22 protein-coding genes are annotated in these 24,413 nt (G+C 71.2%); 3 read left to right on the forward strand and 19 right to left on the reverse strand.

The genetic code is table 11. The annotated features are described in order from the left end of the window. Nucleotides 1–96: 96 nt before the first annotated feature. The 4 genes from prpB to ACFZA2_RS05455 form a co-directional block, all read right to left on the reverse strand. Nucleotides 97–996, reverse strand: a complete 900-nt coding sequence (gene prpB / locus ACFZA2_RS05440; RefSeq protein ID WP_391401694.1) for a methylisocitrate lyase — start codon at nt 994–996, stop codon at nt 97–99. Further along, nucleotides 996–2,522 (reverse strand): MmgE/PrpD family protein, encoded by a 1,527-nt coding sequence (locus tag ACFZA2_RS05445; protein ID WP_391401697.1) that lies wholly within the window; start codon nt 2,520–2,522, stop codon nt 996–998. The genes prpB and ACFZA2_RS05445 overlap by 1 nt, the downstream gene beginning before the upstream one ends. Further along, nucleotides 2,519–3,148, reverse strand: a complete 630-nt coding sequence (locus ACFZA2_RS05450) for a GntR family transcriptional regulator (protein ID WP_391401700.1) — start codon at nt 3,146–3,148, stop codon at nt 2,519–2,521. The genes ACFZA2_RS05445 and ACFZA2_RS05450 overlap by 4 nt, the downstream gene beginning before the upstream one ends. A gap of 150 nt (nt 3,149–3,298) precedes the next feature. Further along, nucleotides 3,299–3,874 (reverse strand): TetR/AcrR family transcriptional regulator, encoded by a 576-nt coding sequence (locus tag ACFZA2_RS05455; protein ID WP_391401703.1) that lies wholly within the window; start codon nt 3,872–3,874, stop codon nt 3,299–3,301. A gap of 161 nt (nt 3,875–4,035) precedes the next feature. Here ACFZA2_RS05455 and ACFZA2_RS05460 point away from each other — a divergent pair, with 161 nt between their 5' ends. After that, on the forward strand, nt 4,036–5,010 hold the full coding sequence (locus ACFZA2_RS05460; protein WP_391401706.1) for a zinc-binding dehydrogenase: 975 nt from the start codon (nt 4,036–4,038) through the stop codon (nt 5,008–5,010). 164 nt (nt 5,011–5,174) lie between these two features. On the opposite strand, the gene ACFZA2_RS05465 is transcribed toward ACFZA2_RS05460, so the two are convergent. The 8 genes from ACFZA2_RS05465 to ACFZA2_RS05500 all read right to left on the reverse strand — a co-directional run bounded on the left by ACFZA2_RS05465 (nt 5,175) and on the right by ACFZA2_RS05500 (nt 14,837). Next, nucleotides 5,175–5,660 carry an NUDIX domain-containing protein gene (locus ACFZA2_RS05465; protein WP_391401708.1) on the reverse strand — a complete coding sequence of 162 codons (486 nt, stop codon included), beginning with the start codon at nt 5,658–5,660 and terminating at the stop codon, nt 5,175–5,177. Further along, on the reverse strand, nt 5,660–7,327 hold the full coding sequence (locus tag ACFZA2_RS05470) for a DUF4407 domain-containing protein (RefSeq protein ID WP_391401710.1): 1,668 nt from the start codon (nt 7,325–7,327) through the stop codon (nt 5,660–5,662). Before ACFZA2_RS05470 ends, ACFZA2_RS05465 begins: the two co-directional genes overlap by 1 nt. Before the next feature lie 365 nt (nt 7,328–7,692). Beyond that, entirely contained in the window at nt 7,693–8,706 is a 1,014-nt protein-coding gene (locus ACFZA2_RS05475) for an aldo/keto reductase family protein (protein WP_391401711.1), read from the reverse strand. A 103-nt stretch (nt 8,707–8,809) separates the two neighbouring features. Further along, entirely contained in the window at nt 8,810–10,111 is a 1,302-nt protein-coding gene (gene rlmN, locus ACFZA2_RS05480; RefSeq protein WP_391401717.1) for a 23S rRNA (adenine(2503)-C(2))-methyltransferase RlmN, read from the reverse strand. Nucleotides 10,112–10,340: 229 nt separating this feature from the next. After that, nucleotides 10,341–10,607 carry an HPr family phosphocarrier protein gene (locus ACFZA2_RS05485; RefSeq protein ID WP_391401720.1) on the reverse strand — a complete coding sequence of 89 codons (267 nt, stop codon included), beginning with the start codon at nt 10,605–10,607 and terminating at the stop codon, nt 10,341–10,343. Between the two features lie 21 nt (nt 10,608–10,628). Then, entirely contained in the window at nt 10,629–11,459 is an 831-nt protein-coding gene (locus ACFZA2_RS05490; RefSeq protein ID WP_391401723.1) for a PRD domain-containing protein, read from the reverse strand. A gap of 41 nt (nt 11,460–11,500) precedes the next feature. Further along, entirely contained in the window at nt 11,501–12,952 is a 1,452-nt protein-coding gene (locus tag ACFZA2_RS05495) for a family 1 glycosylhydrolase (protein ID WP_391401726.1), read from the reverse strand. Beyond that, the gene (locus ACFZA2_RS05500; protein WP_391401729.1) at nt 12,939–14,837 is read right to left on the reverse strand and encodes a beta-glucoside-specific PTS transporter subunit IIABC; all 1,899 of its coding nucleotides are present in this window, start codon (nt 14,835–14,837) and stop codon (nt 12,939–12,941) included. Before ACFZA2_RS05500 ends, ACFZA2_RS05495 begins: the two co-directional genes overlap by 14 nt. 309 nt (nt 14,838–15,146) lie before the next feature. Here ACFZA2_RS05500 and ACFZA2_RS05505 point away from each other — a divergent pair, with 309 nt between their 5' ends. Next, the gene (locus ACFZA2_RS05505; RefSeq protein ID WP_391401731.1) at nt 15,147–15,989 is read left to right on the forward strand and encodes a Cof-type HAD-IIB family hydrolase; all 843 of its coding nucleotides are present in this window, start codon (nt 15,147–15,149) and stop codon (nt 15,987–15,989) included. Between the two features lie 207 nt (nt 15,990–16,196). On the opposite strand, the gene ACFZA2_RS05510 is transcribed toward ACFZA2_RS05505, so the two are convergent. From ACFZA2_RS05510 to ACFZA2_RS05525, 4 genes are read right to left on the reverse strand one after another with little or no spacing between them, the layout of a single operon-like run. Continuing rightward, the gene (locus ACFZA2_RS05510) at nt 16,197–17,027 is read right to left on the reverse strand and encodes an SDR family oxidoreductase (RefSeq protein WP_391401734.1); all 831 of its coding nucleotides are present in this window, start codon (nt 17,025–17,027) and stop codon (nt 16,197–16,199) included. Continuing rightward, nucleotides 17,024–17,800, reverse strand: coding sequence for an enoyl-CoA hydratase/isomerase family protein (locus ACFZA2_RS05515; protein WP_391401737.1), 777 nt, complete (start codon nt 17,798–17,800; stop codon nt 17,024–17,026). The genes ACFZA2_RS05510 and ACFZA2_RS05515 overlap by 4 nt, the downstream gene beginning before the upstream one ends. After that, nucleotides 17,797–18,558 carry an SDR family NAD(P)-dependent oxidoreductase gene (locus tag ACFZA2_RS05520; protein ID WP_391401740.1) on the reverse strand — a complete coding sequence of 254 codons (762 nt, stop codon included), beginning with the start codon at nt 18,556–18,558 and terminating at the stop codon, nt 17,797–17,799. Before ACFZA2_RS05520 ends, ACFZA2_RS05515 begins: the two co-directional genes overlap by 4 nt. 46 nt (nt 18,559–18,604) lie before the next feature. Then, complete coding sequence (locus ACFZA2_RS05525) at nt 18,605–19,573, reverse strand: hypothetical protein (RefSeq protein WP_391401742.1); 969 nt, start codon at nt 19,571–19,573, stop codon at nt 18,605–18,607. Between the two features lie 143 nt (nt 19,574–19,716). Here ACFZA2_RS05525 and ACFZA2_RS05530 point away from each other — a divergent pair, with 143 nt between their 5' ends. Then, on the forward strand, nt 19,717–20,211 hold the full coding sequence (locus ACFZA2_RS05530; RefSeq protein WP_391401745.1) for a GNAT family N-acetyltransferase: 495 nt from the start codon (nt 19,717–19,719) through the stop codon (nt 20,209–20,211). Between the two features lie 151 nt (nt 20,212–20,362). Here the strand turns inward: ACFZA2_RS05530 and ACFZA2_RS05535 are convergent, their stop codons facing one another. From ACFZA2_RS05535 to ACFZA2_RS05545, 3 genes are read right to left on the reverse strand one after another with little or no spacing between them, the layout of a single operon-like run. Next, nucleotides 20,363–21,733 carry a carboxylesterase family protein gene (locus tag ACFZA2_RS05535; protein ID WP_391401748.1) on the reverse strand — a complete coding sequence of 457 codons (1,371 nt, stop codon included), beginning with the start codon at nt 21,731–21,733 and terminating at the stop codon, nt 20,363–20,365. Further along, nucleotides 21,730–23,451, reverse strand: a complete 1,722-nt coding sequence (locus ACFZA2_RS05540) for an ABC transporter ATP-binding protein (RefSeq protein ID WP_391401751.1) — start codon at nt 23,449–23,451, stop codon at nt 21,730–21,732. Before ACFZA2_RS05540 ends, ACFZA2_RS05535 begins: the two co-directional genes overlap by 4 nt. Further along, a complete protein-coding gene (locus ACFZA2_RS05545) occupies nt 23,448–24,386 on the reverse strand; it encodes an ROK family protein (RefSeq protein WP_391401754.1) in 939 nt (312 codons plus the stop codon). Before ACFZA2_RS05545 ends, ACFZA2_RS05540 begins: the two co-directional genes overlap by 4 nt. Nucleotides 24,387–24,413 lie beyond the last annotated feature (27 nt).

Consider the following 24,413-nt stretch of genomic DNA (forward strand, 5'->3'; position numbering starts at 1 on the left):
TCCCGATTTCGGCGGTCTGAGCCTTGTCCAGACGACCACTTCTGGGACATGGTCTGCGCAGATCGGGACATGGTCACCTCACCGGCCCGCGCAGCCTCAGCGCTCGACGGTGAAGTCGAACACGTCGGCGTCGAAGCGGGTGTAGCCCTCGTAGTCGATGAGGTCGTAGAGGTCGGCGCGGTGCTGCATCTGCCCGAGCTTGTCGCGAAGGTGTCCCTCGGATGCCAGGGCGTCGAGGCCCCGTCCCGCTTCGCCCATCGCGAGGCGCAGCAGCGAGACCGGCCAGATGACGAGGTTCACGCCGGCGTCGCGCAGCTGCCGGGTCGAGAACAGCTCGCTTTTGCCGAACTCGGTCATGTTCGCGAGGATCGGCACCTCGAGCGCCGAGCGCATCGCCTCGAACTCGCCGAGGTCGCGCATCGCCTCGGGGAAGATCGCGTCGGCGCCCGCGTCGACCAGGGCCTTCGCGCGGTCGATCGCGGCATCGAGCCCCTCGACGGCGCGCACGTCGGTGCGGGCCATGATGAGGAAGTCGGGGTCGCGCCGGGCGTCGACCGCCGCGCGGATGCGTTTGATCGCCGTGTCGGCATCGACCACGCTCTTGCCGTCGAGGTGGCCGCAGCGCTTCGGGTTCACCTGGTCCTCGATGTGCGTGCCCGCGAGGCCCGCGTCTTCGAGCGTCTGAATCGTGCGGGCGACATTCATCGGCTCGCCGAATCCCGTGTCGGCGTCGATGATCGCCGGCAGCTCCGTCATCCGTGCGATCTGCTGCCCGCGTCCGGCGACCTCGGTGAGGGTCGTCAGGCCGATGTCGGGCAGGCCGAGGTCTGCCGAGATCACCGCGCCGGAGATGTACACGCCGTCGAAGCCCTTGCGCTCGATCAGCCGGGCCGAGAGCGGGTTGAAGGCTCCCGGCATCCGCACGAGCTCTCCGGATGCCAGCTTCTCGCGCAGCGCGCGACGCTTCTGCTGCGGGGTGCTCTGGGCGTAGAGCATCAGAACAGCCCCTTCGGCGCGGGGGCCAGCGCCAGCACGCCGGGCTTAGCGACGATCGTGAGCTGCATGACCTCGGCCGGGGTCAGCTCGGGCAGACGCTGCACGAGCTCGAGGAAGCGCTCGATCTCCTCGGGCAGCAGCACGGGCTCGGCCAGGATGCGGAACTTGCGGATGTAGTCCTCGCGCGCGAACGGGCGGGCGCCGAGCGGGTGGGCGTCGGCGACGGCGATCTCGTCCTCGACGACCGAGCCGTCGGTCAGGGTGATGACCACGCGGCCCCCGAAGGCCTTCTCGTTCGGATCCTCGGAGTGGTAGCGGCGCGTCCACTCGGCATCCTCCGCCGTCGTCACCTTGTGCCAGAGGGCGACGGTGTCGGCGCGGCCGGCGCGCGCGGGGGCGTAGGAGTCGACGTGGTGCCACGCGCCGTCCTGCAGGGCGACGGCGAAGATGTACGGGATCGAGTGGTCGAGCGTCTCGCGCGAGGCGGTCGGGTCGTACTTCTGCGGGTCGTTCGCCCCCGAGCCGATCACGTAGTGCGTGTGGTGGCTGGTGTGCAGGACGATGGATGCCACGTTGGCGGGGTCGCGCAGATCGGGCCGGTCCGTGCCGAGGCGGCGCGCGAGGTCGATCCACGCCTGCGCCTGGTACTCGGCGGAGTGCTCCTTCGTGTACGAGTCGAGGATGCCGCGCTTGCTCTCGCCCTCGCCGGGCAGCGGGACGTCGTAGGAGGCGTCGGGGCCGTCGAGCATCCACGCGATGACGCCGTCTTCGCCTTCGTAGATCGGCGAGGGGCTGGTCTCCCCGCGCATCGCGCGGTCCACCGCCTCGATCGCCATCTTCCCGGCGAAGGCGGGGGCGTGCGCCTTCCACGTCGAGATCTCGCCCTTGCGCGACTGGCGCGTGGCGGTGGTGGTGTGCAGCGCCTGGCCGATGGCCTGGTAGATCGTCTCCTGGTCGAGGTCGAGCAGGGTGCCGATGCCGGCGGCCGCCGCGGGGCCGAGGTGGGCGACGTGGTCGATCTTGTGCGTGTGCAGCGAGATCGCACGGACGAGGTCGATCTGGATCTCGTAGGCCGTGGCGAGCGCGCGCACGAGGGCGGCGCCGTCGCGGCCGGTGTGCTGGGCGACAGCGAGCACGGGCGGGATGTTGTCGCCGGGGTGCGAGTAGTCGGCGGCGAGGAAGGTGTCGTGATAGTCGAGCTCGCGCACGGCGACGCCGTTCGCCCACGCGGCCCACTCGGGGCTGGTGCGGCGCTCGAGCAGGCAGCCGAAGACGGTCGCACCGGGTCCGCCGATCGACACCGCGTGATCGAGCGCCTGCTGGCGCGCGGCGCTGACCGGCTGACGGGTGAGGGATGCCGCGGCGACGGCGGCGTTGTCGATCAGGCGGTTGACGATCATGTCGATCACGTCGTCGTCGACCGCGACCGGGTCGACCGCGACGCGCGCGAGCGCCCAGGCGAGCTGGCCCTCGCGGGCGAGGTTCTCGTCGCTGCGGTGCACGCGCACGTGATGGGTGATCGTCATGAGGGGTCCTCCGTGAGGGCTTCGAGGATGGTCGTGAAGGCGTTGTGCAAGTGCACGTGGGTGGCGTGGGCGGCGAGTTCGGGGTCGCCGCCGCCGATCGCGCGGGCGATCAGTTCATGCTCTCGCGCCGAGGCGGAAAGCCGGAGGGGGTTGTCGCGGGCCATGCGTCGTACCCGCACGAGGTGCGTGCGGACGCTGCGCAGGGCCGCGGAGAGGTAGGGATTGTCGACGGCGGCGTCGATCGCCGCGTCGAATCGGGCGATCAGCGCGTAGTAGTCGTCGGCGGCGGCGGTGTCGACGCGCTCGAACTCGGCGGCCAGCGCGTGGAAGACCCGTCGGTCGCCGCGCTGCGCGGCCAGCCGTGCGGCCTCCGTCTCGAGGGCGCGACGCAGGTCGAACAGGGCGCGGATGTCGTCGGCGTCGATGCCCGCGACCACGGTCACCCGCGGCGAGGCCTGAGCGACGAGCCCGTCGGATGCCAGGCGGCGCAGCGCCTCGCGCAGCGGGGTGCGACTCACCCCGAGACGCGTGGACTGCTCCACCTCGCCGAGAACCGTGCCGGGAGAAAGGGCGCCGGTCTGGATCTCGTCGAGGAGGGTCGCGTACGCGCGTTCGCTCGCTCGCATGCGGCACCTCCTTCGTCGCCCTCCCAGTGTATGCACTGCGGCGCCCAAGGGATAGTTTTCACCCCCTGGAGCGCTGCGAACGTATACAAAGAGATACCGAGATCATCCCTGGACCGCACCCGAGGCGACGATTCTCGGCGACTCGCGCGATCAGGCGCGTCCCCACGACTCCAGGGTCGTCGGGATGGATGCCAGCGTGCCGAGCGCCGCGTCGCGGTCGGCGCGGGCGAGGGTGAGGCCGGCCACCACGAGCGAGGCGCAGACCGCGGCGAGGGCGTCGACGGCATCCGGGGCCAGGTCGGGGCGCCGGTCGGCGACCGCGGCGCGGATGGCCGCACGCATCTCGGCCGCGTAAGCCGAGACGAGGGCGCGCACGTCTGCATCGTCGCTCGCCAGGGGCGATGATCCGGCGTTGAGAAGGAGGCAGCCGAGGCGGGCCCGCGGGGAGTCGGCCTCGATCGCCGCGCTCATGTCGTCGACGTAGGCCTCGAGCGCGCCCGGATCTCCCCCGCCCAGCGGACGCAGGCGGGTGCGCACGACGTCGTCGAGGTAGGCGGAGAGCACGGCGTCGAACAACCCGCGCTTGCTGCCGAAGGCGTTGTAGAGGCTCGAGCGGGTCAACCCGGTCGCGTCCTCGAGCTCGGCGATGCCCGTCTCGGCGTACCCGCGTTGCCAGAACACGTCGCGCGCGGCGTCGACGACGGCGGAGCGGTCGAAGCTCGGCATCCTGCCCATGTTCCCTGTTCTCTCCCTGTGCCTCGCGATGGCGTCCGGCGGAGGTGGCCGAGCCCGTCGAAGCCACCGGTTGCGGACGCCTTCCGGTTGCATTCGCAGCGTCGAGGTCTATATTAGACCGGTCGTTACAAAATAACCACCGGAGGCATTCCATGCGCGCAGTGATCCACCACGAGTTCGGCGAGCCCGCCGACGTCCTCGGCGTCGAAGAGGTCGAGACCCCGACCCCCGGCCCCGGCGAGGTACGCCTGCGCGTGCTGCTGTCGCCCATCCACAACCACGACCTCTGGACCATCCGCGGCACCTACGGCTTCAAGCCCGAGCTGCCCGCGCGCGCCGGTACCGAGGCCGTGGGCGTGGTGGAGGAGCTCGGCGAGGGCGTCGAGGGCCTCACCGTCGGCCAGCGCGTCGCCACGGGCGGCACCTTCGGCGTCTGGGCAGAGCAGGTCGTCGCGAAGGCCGCCGGCCTCATCCCGGTCGCCGACGGACTGAGCGACGAGGTCGCTTCCCAGCTGGTCTCGATGCCGTTCAGCGCCATCAGCCTGCTGCACTCGCTCGACCTGAAGGCGGGCGACTGGATCGTGCAGAACACCGCCAACGGCGCCGTCGGCCGCATGGTCGCGCAGATCGCGAAGGCCCGCGGCATCCACGTGATCGGCCTCGTGCGTCGCCGGAGCGCGGTCGCCGAGCTGGCGGAGCAGGGCATCGACAACGTCGTGTCGACCGACGCCGAGGGGTGGCGCGACGCGGCCCTCGCCCTCGCCGACGGTGCGCGCATCGTCGCCGGCGTCGACTCGGTCGGCGGCTCGGCCAGCAACGACGTGCTGTCGCTGCTCAGCGAGAACGGCACGCTGATCATCTTCGGCTCGATGGGCGCCGGCACACTCGAGCTCTCGGCCGGCGACATCATCTTCCGCCAGGCCACCGTGAAGGGCTTCTGGGGCAGCGTCGTCAGCAAGACGATGGATGCCGAGACCCGCGGCGCCCTGTTCGGCGAACTGTCGCGCTACCTCGCCGACGGCACCCTGACCCTCCCGGTCGCGGCGACCTTCGCGCTCGAGGACGCCCGCGAGGCCGCCCGCGCGAGCGACTCCCCCCGCGTCGGCAAGGTGCTGCTGCGCCCCTGAGCGCATCGCCCCGCGAGACTCGACCCTCGTTGAGTGTCCAGGACACGCCGCATTCCGCCCGTCGGAGCGGCGTGTCTTGGACTTTCGACCAGCTCGCGCGGCGCCGCGCAGCGCCGCATCCGAGCAGCGCGCCCGGGCTGGGGACGCGGAAGCGCGAGGGCGCGTCACGCGCCGGCGAGCTCCTGCAGCGCCCTCTCGAGCGCGTCGATCGCGGGGCGCTGGCCCTTCACGAGCGCGTCGCGCGCGGCATCCAGGTCCATCCACTCGGCGCGGTCGACCTCGGGGAACGACGCCGTGCGGCCGGAGCGCGGTGGCCACTCCATCTCGAACTCCCCGAACACGAAGTCTTCTCCGGATGCCGTGAACCCGGCGCCGTCACCGCAGAAGACGACGACCTTCTTCCCGCTGCTGTAGGCGAAGGTGCCGAGCTCGGCCCAGTCCGTCTCGGGCGGCTCGATGCCGAGCTCCTCGCGGAACTCCCGGTGGGCGGCATCCAACGCCCCCTCCGCGGCGGGGTCGAACTCGCCCTTCGGGAGCGACCACGCGCCGGCCTCCTTCTTCGCCCAGAACGGGCCGCCCATGTGGGCGATGAGCACCTGGGGCGCGGGGCCCAGGCGGTACAGCAGCAGCCCCGCGCTCCAGGCAACCATCAGGCCGTGACCGCCGGAACGCGGTGGGCCTCGTCGGCGATGATGTCGGCGCGTTTGCGGAAGGTGCGAGCCGACACCCGGTCGAGGGCGATCTGCCCGCGCATCTTCTCCGCCTTCTCGTACAGCGAGGGGCCGCCGAAACCGGTCAGCACCTTCACGAGGACGGGCAGCAGCTCGATCATGAAGAACAGCGCGGCGATGAGGTAGTGCGCCCAGCGCAGCACCGGCTCGCGGTCGGACAGGCGCTCGAGCGCCGTGATCTGACTCAGCAGGCCCACGGCGCCGGCGTTGCCGTCGGCGACGGACGACGCCCGGGCGTTGTACGCGGCGAGCGCCGACTCGTACTGCGCGCGAGCGGCGGGCAGCTGGTCTTCGGCCTGCTGCTTGTTCGCCTCGGCGGAGGATGCCGCAGCCGCAACGCCCGCGGTGTTGGCGGCGGCCAGCGTCGACTGCGCCTGCTGCAACTGGGTCGACAGCGCGTCGTACGCCGTCTGCGCCTGCTGCAGCTGCGCCTGGGCGGCGTCGGAGCTCGCGCCGTCGCCTGCGACACCGGTGCAGCCCGGGACCGTTCCGGCGCCCTGCCCGGTCAGCTCGCACTGGTACACCGCGCGTGCCTGGTCGATCACGCTCTGCTGCGCCGCGAGCTGCTGCGTGAGCTGGTCGACGGTCTGCTGGGCGGCGGCCGACTCGGCCGAGGTCGACGAGGTGCCGGTGACGATGCCGGTCGCGGCCTGGTTCTCAAGCGCCGAGACCTGGGCCGTGGCCGCGTCGAGGGCCTGCTTCTCGGGGCCGTTGGTCACGGCATCCTGATCGCTCAGGGCCTGCGTGATGTTGGTCGCGTTGACCTCGCGGTTGATGTCGTTCTGGAAGATCTGCAGCACGAGCGGCTCGGCGACCACGACGCCGATGAGCGCCGCCATGATCACGCGCGGCATCGCGAGCCCGAGCAGGCGGAAGACGTTCTTCGTCGAGCGCATCGTCGAGGTGAGGAAGCGGTCGAGGTTGAAGATGATCAGGCCCCACACGATCGCGAGGGGGATCGCGAGCAGGAGGCTGACCCGCACGCCCGTGAGGAGCGCGAACATCATCGACAGCGCGGACACGAGCGCGGTGCCGGCGAGCACGAGGAACATCTGCACGAAGCGCGGCACCTCTTCGGGCACCTCGTCGAGCACGTCGTTGTCGGCACCGCCGAGCACGGCCATGCGCCGGATCAGCGACAGACGCGGTCGACGGGGGTCGTGGCGCCGCAAGCGCGGCTGGCGGGGCTCGGAGGTCACCGGGATGGATGCCACGGCGGGAGCCGCGAGGACCGCCTCGGGGGCGACCTCGGTCTCCGCGTCGGCGTCGGCGTCGGCGTCGGCGTGCGCACGGTCGATGACGAGGGTGTCGTGCGCGTCGGTCGCATCGTCGTCGCGCGGGTCGCGGTGGGGGTCGGCGCCGCGGACTTCGCCCTCTCCGTCGTCGAGAAAGGGATCGCGCGGCTCGTCGTCGGCGGGCGGCGCGCCCCACGGCTCGGAGGCGTGCTCCTGCGCGTCGGCGGGGCGCGCGGCGGCGTTCTGTGCGGCGAGGATGTCGTCGAGGTACTGCACGCGTTCCTCGTCCGTCGTGAACTCGATGCGACCGTCGGAGCCGAAACGGCCGGGTCGGTGAGCGGAAAAGGACATTCGCAGAGGGTACGACGTCGACCCTGCCCTCTCCTGTACGGGGGCTGTGGCGCGGCCCAGCGGTGCCGGCCGCGGTCACATCGCGCGCCACCCGGGGGCGGGCTCGGCACGGCGAGACCGCATCCGTTGCTCGAGACCGCATCCGGCGGTTCGCACGCGCATGCGGTCTGGACAACGCGAGGCGGTTTCGTCTGCGACGCCGCGCGCCGGGGGCCGGGGACGGGGCGCGCCGGGGGCGGGGCGTGGGCGCGCCGGGGGCCGGGGGACGGGGCGCCCGGGCCCCGACGAGCTCGGCGACCTCCGCCGCACGGGCGGGGACGCGAAAGCGGGCCGAGCGCGAACGCCCGACCCGCCTTCCGTCCAGGTCAGACCAGGCGCTTCTTCGGCGACACCTCGTACGTGTTCTCCGGGTCGGAGAACACCGCGTCGCCCAGCGCGGCGTCGATGGCCGCGAGGGCGTCGGCATCGAGGGTGACGCCCGACGCCTTGACGGTGTCCTGCAACTGCTCGGGACGCGAGGCTCCGACCAGGGCGGCGGCGATGTTGGGGTTCTGCAGCACCCACGCGATCGCGAGCTGCGGCATCGTGAGCCCGGCCTCGTCGGCGATGGGCTTCAGGCGCTGCACCGCTTCGAGGGTGTCGTCGTTCAGGAACCGCTTGATGAAGTTCGCGCCGCTCTTCTCATCGGTGGCGCGCGAACCCTCCGGCACGGGCTGACCGGGCAGGTACTTCCCGCTCAGCACGCCCTGCGCCATGGGCGACCAGACGATCTGCGAGATGCCGAGCTCCTCGCTCGTCGGCACGACCTTGCCCTCGATCACGCGCCACAGCATCGAGTACTGCGGCTGGTTCGAGATGAGCTGGATGCCGAGCTGCTTCGCGAGCGCGTGGCCCTCGCGCAGCTGCTCGGCGGTCCACTCGGAGACGCCGATGTACAGCGCCTTGCCCTGGCGGACGACGTCGGCGAACGCCTGGAACGTCTCTTCGAGCGGGGTCTCGTAGTCGAACCGGTGAGCCTGGTAGAGGTCGACGTAGTCGGTGCCGAGGCGCTTCAGCGACCCGTTGATGGAGTCCATGATGTGCTTGCGGCTGAGGCCGGTGTCGTTGGGGCCACCGGGACCGGTGGGGAAGTACACCTTCGTGAAGATCTCGAGCGACTCGCGGCGCTGGCCGTCCAGCGCCTTGCCGAGCACGGTCTCCGCCGCGGTGTTGGCGTACGTGTCGGCGGTGTCGAAGGTCGTGATCCCCGCGTCGAGCGCGGCGTGCACGGTCTTGATGGCGGCGTCGTCTCCGACCTGCGAACCGTGGGTCACCCAGTTGCCGAGGGTGATCTCCGAGATCTTGAATCCACTGTTACCGAGATAGCGATAAGCGACCATGATTCCACGCTAGCCCCGGCCACCGACAGCGGGGCCGCCGGCCGCCGTAGGTGCGTCGGCGGTCACTCCCCGCTTCGCTCGTCGAGCCGTTCGGGACACCCGTCTATGACGTCGCGGCCGCCACGGCCTCGTCTTCTTCCGTCGCGACGAGCTGGCCGCACGCCCCGTCGATCTCCTTGCCGCGGGTGTCGCGCAGGGTCGTCGGGATGCCGGCGTCGTTCAGACGACGCACGAACTCGTTCTGCACGGGCACCTCGGATGCCGTCCAGATCGACCCCGGAGTCGGGTTCAACGGGATCGGGTTGACGTGCACCCATCCCCGACCGCGGGCGTTGAGCTTGTCGGCCAGAAGGTCGGCGCGCCAGGCGTGATCGTTCATGTCTTTGATCAGGGCGTACTCGATCGACACGCGACGCCCGGTCTTGTCGAAGTAGGCGCGGGCGGCATCCAGGGCCTCGTCGACCTTCCAGCGCGAGTTCACCGGGATGAGCTCGTCGCGCAGGTCGTCGTCGGGCGCGTGCAGCGAGAGGGCGAAGGTGACCGGGATGTCCTCGTCGGCGAGCTTCTTGATCGCCGGGACCAGGCCCACGGTCGACACCGTGATGCCTCGCGCGCTCATGCCGAGCCCGTGCTCCTTGTCGACCATCACGCGCACGGCCTGCATGACCCGCGCGTAGTTCGCGAGCGGCTCGCCCATGCCCATGAAGACGATGTTCGACACGCGATCGAGCGAGTGATCGTCGCGCTTCTTGCCGCCGAGGCCGCCGGCGGCGATGAGCGCGTTGGCGCGCACGATCTGCTCGATGATCTCGGCGGCCGACATGTTGCGGGTCAGCCCCGCCTGACCGGTGGCGCAGAACGGGCAGTTCATGCCGCAGCCGGCCTGGCTCGACACGCACAGCGTGATGCGGCCGGGGTAGCGCATGAGCACGGACTCCACGAGGGCGCCGTCGTGCAGCTTCCAGAGGAACTTGATCGTGTCGCCGCGGTCGGTCTCCAGGCGCCGCACCTCGGTGAGCAGCGGCGGGAGCATGCCGGCGACGAGCTCTTCGCGACCGGATGCCGGGAGGTCGGTCATGTCGGCGGCGTCCGACGTGTAGTGGGTGAAGTAGTGCTTCTCGAGCTGCTTCGCGCGGAAGCCGGGGAGCCCCAGCTCCTTCACCTTGGCGACGCGCTCGTCGGCGGTCAGGTCGGCGAGGTGCACCGGGGGCTTGCCGCGCTTGGGGCTGGCGAACTGCAGAAGCGGCCGGCCGGTCTCATCCTTGGCCTGCTGCCATCCCTCTGTCGCGGGGCGGACCTGGCGTCCGGTCTTCGGCTTCGTCTCGCGGATGCCGGTGTCGGCCGGCGCCCCCGCGGGGCGCGCCTGCCGGGGCGTGGTGGAGCGCACGGGGGGCTGATCGGTCATGATTTCCAGGGTACCGGGGCGCGGCTGCGACGCGGCTGGGCGCGGAGCCGGGCACCGGCGCGAAAAGCGGACGCCCGCCCCGCCCCACGCCGGTGCCGCCGACGAGCGCCCCGGGAAGACCCCGTGGGAGCGCACGTCCCCCGCTCGGACGGCCGGGGAGGGAAGAGCGCGAGGGGCCGACCACCGAAGTCGGGGGGAGACTCCCGACCGACCCCTCGCGCCGTCAGGGTCAGGCGGCGTCGAGATCCCGCTCGAGCAGCGCCCGGAGTTCATCGGCGACGCGATCGGCCTCGGGCCCGTCGACCTCGAGGGCGACCTCGTCGCCCGTCTTCACACCCAGCTGCAGCAGCGCGAGGATGCTGCGGGCGTCGACGGAGGTGTCGCCGGCGGCGAGGGTCACCGTGTGCTTCGATGCCGCGGCCGCACGGGCGATGGTGGCCGCCGGGCGGGAATGCAGGCCGGACGGGGAGCCGAAAACGGCGGTGCGCTGTGCCATGGGGAGGGACCTTTCAGGTGTTCAGCTCGACTGTGCGCGAGCGATGTGGAGGGCGAGATAGCCGACCTCCTCGTCGGAGATCGCGACCTGATGCTCGCGGAGCACGAACGCGCGGACGCGCTCGGCCGTGGCCACCGCGCGCGGGTGCTTGGCCGTCATGGTCGCGAACAGCAGGTCGTCGTCCTGCGCCGCGAGCCGGCCGGAGAACAGGCGCTCGGCGAAGAACTGCAGGTGCGTGAGGAATCGGCGCGTGTGCAGGTCGTCGGCATCCAGGGCCACTCCCCCGGAGTGCGTGACGATCGTGGTGATGTCGGAGATGAGGCCGACCACCCGCATCGAATCGACGGCCGGACGACCCACCTCGGAGTTGACGAGGTGGAACGCGATGTTGGCCGCCTCCTCGTCGGGGAGGGCCGCCCCCGTGCGCTCGCGCAGCAGCGCGAGGGCACGCAGGCCGACCTCGTACTCCGCGGGATAGACCGTGCGCACCTCCCACGCGAGCCGGTTCGTGACACGCAGTCCCCGACGCAGCCGTTCCACCGCGAAGTGCAGGTGATCGGTGAGCGTCAGATAGATGTGCGGATCGAGCTGGATGCCACCGTCCTCGGCATCCATCACGATCGAACGGGTCAGTTCGACGAACTCCCCCGGGATCTGGGCGAGCAGCTCGACGAGGTTGCGCTGGTCGGTGTCGTCGAGCGCGACGAACACGCGGTCGGTGTCCTCGGGCGCGACCGTGGCGCCCGGCTTGGCACCGAAGCCGATGCCCTTGCCGAGCAGCACGCGCTCCACACCGCGCTCGTCCTCGACGAGCACGACGCTGGAGTTCAGCACCTTCTTGATGATCTGCATGGGTGTCTCCGTCGACCCCGGCGGATGCGCCGCGGTGGCGATCACGCCAGGTCGGCCCCGTTCGAGGCGATGACCTTGCGGTACCAGAAGAACGAGTCCTTGCGACGTCGTTCGCCGGTGCCGTTGCCGAGGTCGTCCTGGTCGACGTGGATGAAACCGTACCTCTTGGAGATCTGCGACGACGATGCGCTGATGATGTCGATCGGCGCCCAGCTCGCGTACCCCCGCAGGTCGACGCCCTCATCCACGGCGCGGATCATCTCGGCGAAGTGGGAGCGGAAGTAGTCGATGCGGTACGGATCGTGGATCCGGCCGTCGTCGGTGAGCTCGTCGCGCATGCCCAGGCCGTTCTCGACGATGAACAGCGGCTTGCCGTAGCGGTCGTAGAGGTCGATGAGCGAGATGCGCAGCCCGACCGGGTCGATCTGCCAGCCCCACTCGCTGGACTCCAGGAACGGGTTCTTCACGCCGAGCACGGTGTTGCCCGGGGTGCGCTCGGCATCCGGTCGCACCGACTCGGTGAGGGTCATGTAGTAGGAGAAGGAGATGTAGTCGACGGGGTGCGCGCGCAGCAGCTCGACATCGCCCTCTTCGAACGGGATGACGATGCCCTTCGCCTCCAGGGCCTTCAGCGCCAGGCGCGGGTAGGCGCCGCCGGCCTGCACGTCTGTGCACAGGTAGAGCAGGCGCTCCTTGGCCTGGGTGGCGGCGACATCGTCGGGGTGGCAGGTATTCGGGTAGGTGGTGAGCATGGTGAGCATGCAGCCCATCTCGGACGCCGGCCACAGCTCGTGGAGGATCTTCGTCACGGATGCCGACGCCACGAACTGGTGGTGCAGCGCCGTGTAGCAGGCCTGCTCCAGCGAGCCCTCGACGGTCTCGTCGATGATGCCGCCCGAGGTGAAGGGGTGGCGGATGATCCCGTCGATCTCGTTGAACGACAGCCACAGGTCGACGAGGTGGCCGAACCGCTCGAAGCAGGTGCGCGAGAACCGCTCGAACAGCGCGATCGTGCCGCGGTCCACCCAGGCGTTGTTCTTCAGCGCGAGGGCGAGGGGCGCGTCGTAGTGCGACAGCGTCACCAGCGGTCGGATGCCGAGACGGCGCATCTCCGTGAAGAGATCGAGGTAGAAGGCGATGCCCTCCTCGTTCGGCTCCTGCTCCTCACCGGTCGGGTACAACCGCGACCACGCGATCGAGACGCGCAGCACCGAGAACCCCATCTCGGCGAACAACGCCAGATCCTCGCGGTAGCGGTGGTAGAAGTCGATGCCGCGTCGCTTCGGATAGAGCGAGATGTCGTCGTCCGCCATGGCCGCGGCGATGCTGTCGAGGGTGTGCTGGTGGTGCACGGCGTACTCGCGGGGGTCGACGTTCGGGCGGTACTTCGCCACGTCCGACACGGCGGGGCCGCGGCCCCCTTCGTTCCAGGCCCCTTCGGCCTGATTGGCGGCGAGGGCGCCGCCCCAGAGGAATCCGTCAGGCAATCCCATTCGCGGTCTCCTTCGCGTCGATGGCCAGCAGCGCGTCGCCCGCGGCGACCCGTCCGGTGGCGAGGGGGGCGACGTCGTACGCGTCGCCGTTGAGCACGACGACGGGCGTCGTGATGTCGAGTCCGGCCGCTTCGATCGCGGCGAGGTCGGCGGTGAGCACGCGCTGGCCCGCCTCGACCCGGTCGCCCTGCTCGACGTGGGCGATGAACGGCGCACCCTCGAGTCGCACGGTGTCCAGGCCCACGTGCACGAGCACCTCGAGGCCGTCGTCGCCGAGGATGCCGAGGGCGTGGCGCGAGGGAAGGAGGCTCGACACGACGCCGCTGATGGGGGCGCGCACCTCGCCGTCCGTGGGACGGATGGCGACCCCGGGTCCGAGGATGCCGCCCGAGAACACCGGGTCGTCGACGGCACCGAGCGCGACGATCTCGCCGGTCATCGGTGCGACCACCCCGCCCGCGGCGTCGGCGACGGGAACGGACGCGCCGGACTGCTGCTCGAGCAGGCGCACGGTGGCGGAATCGGAGTCCTTCCAGATCACCAGCGACACGACGAAGGAGGTCACCATGGCGACGAGGGCGCCGATGACGGCGTGCAGCAGGTTCCACGGGTTGGCCATGTCGATGAACATCGAGATGGACGCGGCTCCCGGGCTGACCAGCGCGAAGGCCGAGATCGCCGCGATGCCGAGGTACGAACCACCCACGAACGCGCCGATGACGACGGAGATGATCGCGCGACGGTTCTGCAGCGTCACGCCGTACAGGGCCGGCTCCGTGATGCCGAAGAAGGCCGAGATGCCCGAGGAGATCGCGGTTCCCCGCAGCGTCTTGTTCTTCGTGCGCACGGCGATCGCGAGGCTCGAGCCCGCCTCGGCGAGGTTGTGGGCGAGCGAGGCGACGAGGTAGAAGCTCTCCCGACCCGCGGATGCCATGGTGGCCACCGTCGGCGGGATGAACGCCTTGTGCATGCCGACCGAGACGATGAACGGCAGGGCGGCGGCCATCAGGGCCACGGCGATCCAGCCGAGCGTGCCGTAGAGCCAGAGCATCGCCCCCGTCAGCAGCGTTCCGAGGAAGAAGCCGAGCGGGCCGAGCAGGAAGATCGTGGCGGGGGCGACGACGATGAAGCAGATCAGCGGGACGAGGAACGTGCTGATGACGCTCGGGCTGATGCGGCGCGCGAGACGCTCGACCACCGCCAGCAGCAGCACGGCGAGGATCGGCGGGAAGACCTGAGCGTTGTAGGCGATGGCGGGAACGGTCAGTCCGAAGAGGGCGACACCGCCCTCCTGCGTCAGCAGGCCGGCGAACGTCGGGAAGACGAGCAGACCCACGATGCCCAGGGCGAGCGGGATGTTCGTGTCGAGCTTCTTCGCCGCGGTGTAGGTGACGAGCAGCGGCAGGAAGAAGAAGACCGCGTCGGGGATCGCGGTGAGCACCTGATAGGTCTGATCGGTCGTCTGCAGCCAGCCGAGGGCCACCGCGAGGATGAGGAACGACTTGAAGATGCCCGCACCCGCGACGGCGGGGATGATCGGGGTGAAGACGCCGACGACGAAGTCCATGAACACCGACCCGGCGCGCTTGAGGGTCAGCTTCGGCTTCGTCGTCTCCGCGCGTGCGGCGGAACGGGTCCCGCTTCCGCCGCGGATCTTCTCGATCTCGCGGAAGAAGTCGTTGACGCCCGAGCCCACGATCACCTGCGTCTGGGTGCCGAGCACCACGCCGATGACGCCGGGCGTGGCCTTCAGGGCGGCCTCATCGGCCTGCGAGTCATCGGCGAGTGTGAAGCGGAGGCGGGTCGAGCAGTGGTGGAGCGAGGCCACGTTGGCCGCTCCCCCGACGTGCTCGAGGATCGCGCGGGCGCTGTCCTGAGTGGTCATCGAAGTCCTTCCTTGGATCGAAGGACACGCGTCGCGACGTCGACTCCGAAGTCGCCCGGGCAAACAAAAAAGGACCCGAAGGCGGTGCTCTCGCACTGCGTTCGGATCCTGCCTGCATGACCAGTCACATGTCCACCGGCGACTGTACACGATGAGCGACGGATGCCGGACCACCCGGCGCTCCCCCGGGACGGAACGCGATACGGTGACCACGGCAGCGCCCCGCGGTGGCGCACCCCCACGCATCCCTTCCCCCGACCGGATCGGCCCGGGCCGCACGGCCCGCAGTCGATCCTCCCTGGAGCGCACATGACCCGCATCGCCTTCCTCGACGTCGACGGCACGATCCTCGAGCACGGCTCCGTGATCGCCCCCTCGACCGCGACGGCGATCCGCCGCGCGCGCGAGAACGGCCACCTCGTGTGGCTCTCGACCGGGCGGTCGGCGGGCGACATCCATCCCGACGTGCTCGCGATCGGCTTCGACGGAGCCATCACGAACGGGGGCGCCTACGCGATGCGCGACGATGAGCTCATCGTGGAACGCCCGATGCCGCGGAACGACGTCGAGGCCCTCGAACGCTACTTCGAGGCCCACGGCATCCACTACTTCCTCCAGACCCACGGCGGGGTGTATGCCAGCGACGGCATGGGGCCGGTCATGACGGAATATCGACGCGAGCGTCACGCGCAGCGCGCCGCCGAGCTCGAGGCCCAGGGCCTGCCGGCCGAGCAGCCGCTGTGGCGCGAACCGCGCCCCGTGTCGGACGTCGACCGCGACGCGGTCGCGAAGGCCGTGTTCGTCAGCCCCTCGACCGACACCGTCGCCCACGCTGCCGCGGCGCTCGGCGACGGGTTCCACGTCATCCCGGGGTCGATTCCCCTGCCCGGCGGGTCGAACGGCGAGATCGGGCAGGCCGGGGTGACCAAGGGCTCTGCGATCACGTCCGTCCTCGCCCAGCTGGGCCTGTCGGCGGCGGATGCCATCGGCATCGGCGACAGCTGGAACGACGTCGAGATGTTCGAGGTCGTCGGCACGCCGGTCGCGATGGGCAACGCGGTGCCCGAGCTCCAGCACCTCGCGGGGCGGGTCACCACCGCCGTGCTCGACGACGGGGTGCACAACGCGTTCGCGGAGCTCGGCCTGATCTGAGGCCGTGGGCCTGCCGGCCGCCGGGCCGGGCGCTTGCTGCCGGCCGCGGCATCCGCCGGTCACCGGCCCGCGGCGCCCGCTGGCCGCGGCGCCCGCTGGATAAACGCTCGCTGCACTGGGAAACGTCCGCCGAGAGCGTTTCCGAGTGCAGCGAGCGTTTATCGCGGGTCAGGCGCGCGCCGCCCCGTCCGCACGCCGCGCCGCGCGTCAGTCCAGGAAAATGTCCGGGTACATCGCCTCATCCGGCGTCCCCGGCACCGCGGCGTAGCCGGAGAAGTCGGTGACCCCGGCGGCGAGAAGCACGTCCTCGACGATGAGCGTCTGCCCGCTCTGCTCGCGCGCCGGCGCGGTCAGCACCTCGTACGCCGCATCCGCGTAGATCTCGGGTGTGCGCGACACGCGCATGAGGCGATCGCCGCCGATGACGTTCTGCACGGCGGCGGTCGCGATCGTCGTGCGCGGCCAGAGGGTGTTCGCGGCGATCCCGTCGCCGGCGAACTCGGAGGCGAGGCCCAGCGTCGCCATCGTCATGCCGAACTTCGCGAGGCTGTACCCCGTGTGCGCGCCCAGCCACTTCGCCGAGACGTTCAGGGGCGGCGACAGCGAGAGGATGTGCGGGTTCTCGGCATCCTTCAACTGCGGGATCGCCGCGCGCGAGAGCAGGAACGTACCGCGCACGTTGACGTCCTGCATGAGGTCGTACTTCTTCGTCGCGAGCTCGAGCGAGCCCGAGAGGTCGATCACGCTGGCGTTGTTGACGACGATGTCGATGCCGCCGAACTCCCCCACCGTGCGCATCACGGCTTCGGTGATGGATGCCTCGTCCCGCACGTCGCCGACGATGGGCAGCGCGCGGCCGCCCGCCGCGCGGATCGCCTCGGCGGCGGTGTGCACGGTCCCCTCGAGCTTCGGGTGCGGGGTGTCGGTCTTGGCGAGCATCGCGATGTTCGCTCCGTCGCGGGCCGCGCGCAGCGCGATCGCGAGGCCGATGCCGCGGCTGCCGCCCGACATGAGGATGGTCTTCCCGGAGAGCGTCACGAGCGTCCTTTCGCGGAGGCGGCGGCGAACGCGGCGACCCGCGCCCGCGCCTCGGGGGTGTCGAAGGCCGCGCCGATCGTGGCGGCTTCGTCATCGAGGTTCTCGGCGAACGTGCGACCCGCGCCGACGCGCACGAGGCGTGTGGCCTGCCCGAACGCGGCCGTCGCCCCGTCGAGCCAGAACCGGGCGATCTGCCCGACCCGCGTCGCGAGGTCGGCGGATGCCACGACCTCGGCGACGAGGCCCCAGTCCCTGGCCTCCGCGGCATCCAGCATCCGATCCTGCAGCAGCAGCTGCAGCGCGCGGCGCTGCCCGATCGCCGCGGGCAGGAGGGTCGAGACGCCGAGGTCGGGCGTGAGCCCGATGTTCGCGTACCGGCTGACGAACCGCGCGTTCTCGCTCGCGACGACGTAGTCGGCGGTGAGCATGAGCCCGAGACCCCCGCCCGCCACGGCCCCCTGCACCGCGGCGACCATCGGCAGCGGCGCCTCGGCGAAGGTGCGGATGCCGTCGTGGATCGCTGTGGCGGTCTCGGTGACCTCGGCCCCGGACGACCCGCTCGTCGACATGGCGACCACGTCGCCGCCGGCGCAGAACGCGGGGCCGTTGGCATCCAGGATCACCGCCCCGACCGACGCGTCGGAGGTGACCTCGTGCGCGACCTCGCGCCAGCGGCGGGCCATGGGGAAGTCCATCGCGTTCAGCGAGGCGGGGCGGTCGAAGGTGACCCGGGCGAACCCGCCCTCGACGTGGAGCAGGATGCCGTCGGTCATTTCGGCGCCATCCGGATCGCGCCGTCGAGGCGGATCGTCTCGCCGTTGAGGTAGCCGTTGTCGACGATCGCGAGGACGAGTCGCGCGTACTCGTCGGGGGCGCCGAGGCGCGAGGGGTAGGGCACCTGCTGACCGAGCGAATCCTGCGCGGCCTGCGGCAGCCCCTTCAACATCGGGGTCTCCATGATGCCCGGCGCGATGGTGCACACCCGGATGCCGTGGCGCGCGAGCTCCCGGGCGATCGGCAGCGTCATCGCGTGCACGCCACCCTTGCTCGCCGAGTACGCCGGCTGGCCGATCTGGCCGTCGAACGCGGCGACGCTCGCGGTGTTGACGATGACGCCCCGGTCACCCCCGTCGATCGGGTCGGTCTTCGCCATGACGGCGGACGCCTGCGCGATGACGTTGTAGGTGCCGAGGAGGTTGACGCGGATGACGCGCTCGAAGTCGGCGAGCGACGAGGGCGCTCCGTCGCGGTCGAGCACCTTCGCGGGAGGGGCGATCCCGGCGCAGTTCACGACCACGCGGAGCGGGCCGGCCTCGGCCGCCCGGGCTGCGGCCGCGGCGATCTGTTCCGGGTCGGTGACGTCCGCCGCGGCGAAGGCGCCTTCCAGCTCGTCCGCGATCTCGGCGCCGGACGACGAGGGCAGGTCGACGATGGTGACGTGCGCACCGGCACCTGCGAGGCGTCGCGCGGTGGCGAGGCCCAATCCCGAGGCACCGCCGGTGACGAGGGCGGAGGCTCCTGAGACATCCATGCGTTCTCCTTCGAAAGCTGAAACCGGGTCCCACCCTAGCCGAGACTCAGGATCGCCTCAGCCTCCACCACCGCCGACGCGGGACGGTGCCGGTCTGCGTCCGGATCGACGCGGTCGAGGTGCCGTCGACGAGCAGGATCACGTCTTCGGCCTTCCAGCCGTAGTCGCTCTTCAGGCAGGTGCTGACCGTCGACAGCGGGTCGGGGATCGTCAGCTCGACGCCGCGCGGAACCTCGAGCGCGCGGGGGTCGAGGCCGCGAGCCGCCTGCCGGAGTTGACCGACGAGCTCGTGCACGCGATCCGCGCCGTACGCCGCGACGGCCAGTTCCCAGTCTCCGACGACGACGAGCGAGCCGTTGGGGCACTCGACCTCCTTCTCGTGCGCGTGTGCACCGAAACGCAGGCGGATGACGGCCGCCCCGCAGAGAACCACCGCCGCGGCGCCCAGCACCGTCGCCGGGGCGTAGGAGAAGCCCACGAGGTAGACGAGCGAGTCCCATCCCGCGCCAGCTCCGACGACGACCCGGACGACGCAGTAGACGGCGAACACCGCCGTCGTCACGGCGATGAGTCGCACCGGCGCGAGCGGGTCGATGTCGGCACGGAACGCGGCGACGGCGCAGGCCCCGCACGCGAGTGCGAGCGCGAGGGCCTTGACGGCGAGCGATCCGGGCAGCGGCACGATCGCGGTGACGATCGCCACCAGCAGCGCCAGGGCGACGATGGCCGCCGAGGTGCGCCGGGCGCTGCGGCCGTCGAGGACGCTCACCGCGACGAGCAGGAGCGACGGCGCGAGCACCATCGCCACGTCCCCCAGGACGAGGCTCAGGATGCCACCGCCCGCCGTGTAGATGAAGTACATCGCGCTCGATCCGACGGCGCACACTCCGGCGACGGCGGCGAAGCGCAGGAAGAGCGTGGTGCGGCCCGGGGTTCCGATGCGCGGCATCGCGACGAAGAACACGACCGTCGCCACGGCCGCGCTCACCGCCACCAATCCCAGCGCGAGCTCCACGTTGCGCACCTCCCCCCTCCTCATTCTGCCTCGCCGCATCGACGGCGTCCGCGACGCGCCGTGCGGGTGCGGCGGCCCGCCATCGGGTCGCCTCGCGGCCACGGCGCGTTCATCCGCGACGAGCGCGAAGCTAGGCTCGACGAGTGAACGCCCCCGCCTTCCGCCTCGAGTCCGTCGACGTCGACGACCCTCGTGCCGTGTACCTGCGTGGCATCCTCGACGACGATCTCGACGAGCGGTACCGCGAGGCCGACGCCGACGACACCCCCGAGTTCGCCGCGAAGCGGACCGCCGCGCTGGCCGTGCATCGCGAGCAGATCGTCGCGACACTGCTCGCGATCGACGCCGACGACAGCCCGATCGGCCACGTGATGCTGCGGCGCCTCGGCGACGAGTGGGAACTCAAGCGCCTGATCGTGCGCGACACCGCCCGTCGGCGCGGCGTCGGGAGAGCACTGACCGCCCAGGTCGTCGACCTCGCCCGCCGCGGCGGCGCGTCCCGCGTGATCCTGCAGAGCGGCAGGATGCAAGCCGAGTCGCTGCGCATGTACGCCGCGTCGGGCTTCACCCCCATCCCGGTGTACGAGCCCTATATCGAGACGATGCCGCGCTCGCTGTGCTTCGAGTACGTGTTCTGACCCGCAGACCCTCCGCCCCGCGCGCGTCGAGTGTCCACGACACGCCGCATCGACTCCGCGGGGCACGGCGTTTCCTGGACACTCGACGGGCGGAACGACTGAGTGCCCACGCCCGGAACGCCGCAGCGCCGCCTCGGGTGATGCGGCGTACTCACAACCGGTCGCATACCGCGCCGGCCGCGGCGAGGGCGGCACGGAGGGCCGGATCGCTCGCGGGGATCATCTGCGGGTGAGCGCCCCAGCGGAAGACCCCCTCCGACGCATCGCACCAGCTCGCCTCGCTCGACGGCCGCCCGCCACGGGCGAAGGAGCCCCACGCATCGACCATGCGGGACATGAGCTCAGTCGCAGCCGGCGCCGTCGACGTCCCGAAGACCATCGGCAGCTCGCCCGAGTGCCCGGCATCGACGCCGGTGAGCCCGGCGGGGTCGAAGTCGAAGACGAAGGTCGCGGCGGCGCCGTGCGCCGCCGCGCGCGCCCCGACCACCCTGTCGACGGGCGAGCGGTACATCAGCTCGGAGAGCACGGCCTCTCGCAGCTCCCCCTGCGCGGACCGCCGACCGCGGTCGATCTCGTATGCGGCCGAGAGCTCGGCGATCGACGCCGACGGCGCGACCTCCCTCAGCACGGCGGCGAGGGCGTGCTCCTCCGCGACACCCTTCGCCATCCACGGCACGGCCTCGCGCCGCGCGGACCCGATCAGCAGCGGGATGTCGGCACCGGCGCCGGAGGCGATCGCCTCAAGCGGGCGCTCGGGCAGGAGGCGCCCGTCGATGACGGGCCGGAAGGGGATTGCGTCGATCGGAGCAGCAGCCGAAAGCCGGTCGATGACACGGGTCTGCGCCGCCATGAGCGCGGCGACGGGCAGGTCCGCCGCTTCACGCACCGACCCGACGCCGGCGGCGCCGAGGAACGCGTCGCGGACACGCGCCGCGTGCGCGAGGGACATCGCCCGTTCCGCCGTGCAGCTGTGCGCGATGACACGGTGGAACAGCCCCTCACCCGTCGAGGCGCCGAGGTGCGCGAGCACATCGACGCCACCGGCGGACTGGCCCATGAGGGTCACCGCCGACGGGTCGCCGCCGAACGTCGCGATGTGGTCCCGCACCCAACGCAGCGCCGCGAGCTGATCGTGCAGCGCGGCGTTCGCGGCATCTTGGCCCACCTCCGTACCGTCGCCGAGAAGGTGTCCGAGGGCGCCGAGCCGGTACTGCACCGCGACGACGACCAGACCCTGCGTTGCGGCCAGGTGCGAGCCATCCGTGACGGGATCGTCGACGCCGCCGCTCACGTGCGCGCCGCCGTGGATCCAGACCAGCACGGGCACTGCCGTCACCCCCTCCGGGGTCCAGACCGTGAGGTGCAGGCAGTCCTCCGAACCCTCGACGCCGGGCTGAGGCGCGCGGGCGTCGAGCCGATCCGGACCGGGGGACTCCAGGACGGGACGTTCGAAGCGCCGCGCGCGAGCGTACCGGATGCCGCGGACCACACGCACCGTGAGCTCGGCATTGGCGGCGCTCACGTCGCCACCGCGCGCTGGAGCATCGTGCGGTAGTAGCCCTCGGTCGCGGCGAGCGCGTCGTGATCCCCCTGTTGGATGACGCGGCCCGCGTCGAGGACGACGATGCGGTCGGCCGCCCGGATCGTCGACAGGCGGTGGGCGACGATGAGCGTCGTCCGTCCGGCGCGAAGGGTCGCGAGCGCGTCGTTCACGGCCGCCTCGGACTCGCCGTCGAGGGCCGCCGTCGCCTCGTCGAGAAGCAGCACGCGGGGATCGCGCGCGAGCGCGCGCGCGATGGCCAGACGCTGTCGCTGCCCGCCGGACAGGCTCGCCCCGCGCTCGCCGACGACGGTGTCCCACCCCTCGGGCAGTTGACGGACGAACGACTGGGCATTCGCCCCCGCGAGCGCATTCCAGACGGCGTCGTCGTCGAGGTCGGGCAGGCCGTAGGCGACGTTCTCGCGGATCGACGCGGCGAAGAGCACGGGCTCCTGCGGCACGACCGACACGAATCGTCGATACGTCCGACGGTCGATGTCCACGAGATCGTGTCCGTCGATGGACACCCGTCCCCGGTCGGGACTGATGAGTCCGAGTGCGAGGTGCAGGAGAGTCGACTTGCCCGACCCAGACGGACCGATGAACGCCACCGTCTCTCCCGCCGCGACGGTCAGATCGACGTCGTGGAGGACGGGCTCACGGGCGTAGGCGAAGGTCACCGCGTCGAAGCGGATATCACCGGAGATCCTCGACAGGGCGGGCTTGCCCTCGTTCTGCTCGACCTCGTCGGCTGTGAGCAGTTCTTGCATCGAGGAGATGGATTCCCGCCCGCGGGTGAGCAGGGGAGCGAGCTGGAAGACGGCGACCGTCGTCGCGGTGAGCAGCCCGAAATAGCTGCTGAGCAGGATGACATCCCCCGCCGACACCGCCACGACCCCGGTGAGGGCGCCGAGCACCGCCCCGAACAGGCACGCGAGGCTCAGGACCTGGAAGCTCGCCCACGACATCGCCCCGAACCGTCCGTTGATGCGGTCGAGGTCGAAGCCCGCAACCCGCACGCGCTCGGCACTCGAGGTGACCCGCTCGACGGCGACGGCCTCGAGCGCGTGGGCCCTCGTGACGGACAGCAGCGACCCCATCTCGCTGATGCGCGTGGAGAAGCGCTCGACCTCGCGGCGGAAGCGTTCGTTCGCCGCCGACGTCCGCGAACGCAGCCAGCGGATGAGCAGCACCGCGAGGGGCACGGCGACGGCGAAGAAGACCAGGAACGCCGGTGCACGCACGCCTATCGTCACGCTGGCACCGACGAGGACGGTGGCCGCCGTGAGGACAGGCCCGAAGCTCTGCTGGAGCATCAGCTCGACGTTCTCGACGTCACGCACCAGCTTGGTCTGCGCCAGCGCGCTCGCCGAGCGCGAGTGGTAGCTGAGAGACAGGGTCTGGAGCCGCTGGGTGAGACTCCGTCGAAGATCGGCCCCGAGCCCGCGGACGGCCGCGAAGTACGCGCGGACGTACACGGCGTTCGCCGAGACGTTGACGATCATGACCGCCGCGGCCAGGAACGCCCAGGGCACGAGCGCCGCGGGCGCGGCTTCCGCGATGAGGGCGTCGATCACCTCGGCCGTCACGATGGGGAGGACCCACAGCGGGCTGTCCTTGACGATGAAGGCTAGAGCCGCGATCGCGATGCGCAGACGATGCGGCCGGAGGAAGGGCCGCATCGGGCGGGCGGCGCTCACGGCACCGCAGACGTGCGCACCGCGTCGCCGACGCGCAGAGCCAGGGCGGCCGCCCCGAGGAGCGGTCCCTCGTCGCCCAAGCCCGAACGGTACACACGCACGCGCGCGGCGTACGGGAACAGGACGTTCTCCGCGACCGAGCGCCGAACGAGATCGACGTAGTCCTCGCGCACACGCGAGAACCCCCCGCCGATCGCGACCACCTCGAGGTCGAGCAACGTGGCGACGCTCGCGACGGCCTGTCCGACGAGATACGCCGATCGGCGTGTCGCCTGCTCGGCGACGGGATCGCCCAGCAGGACGCCGCGCGCGAGATCCTCACCGCTGGCGCCCTCCCACCCGCGCTCCCTCGCCCAACGGACAGCGGCCGGTCCGGATGCCACGGCCTCGAGCGTGCTGTCCTCGACGGCGGTTCGCGGTGCGCCCGTGTGCACATGGATCTGTCCGACGTGGCCCGCGTTTCCCGAGGCCCCCGCGAGCGGTGCACCGTCGGCGATGACGCCCCCGCCAACGCCCGTCGACACGACCATGCTCATCGACACACGGCTGCCGCGGGTCGCGCCCAGCCACTCCTCGGCCACCGCGATGCACGTGCCGTCGAGCCGGAGCACCGTGAGCACGCCGGCGGCATTCTCGACGATCTCGCGGACCGGCAGTCCGCGCAGTAGCGGCAGATTGTGCGGGCTCACGGTCCCGGTCGGCAGGTCCACCGGGCCGGCCGAACCGATGCCCGCCGCGGAGACACCGGCCGGTGCCGCGCGGAGGCTCTGGTCGACGCTCTCACGGAGCGCCGTCACGACCTCCGCGCGGTCGCGTCCGCGACCGGTCGGCCGCCGGGAGCGCGACCCCGCGACGATGCGACCCGCCGCATCGACGACCGCCGTCTCGAGTTTGGTGCCGCCGATGTCGACGGCCAGGACGAAGGGTGCAGGCATGAGTGTTCCCTCGGCTCACGGGGAGGG

The organism is Microbacterium sp. NPDC007973, from assembly GCF_042958465.1.
GTDB classification, from domain to species: Bacteria; Actinomycetota; Actinomycetes; order Actinomycetales; family Microbacteriaceae; genus Microbacterium; species Microbacterium galbum.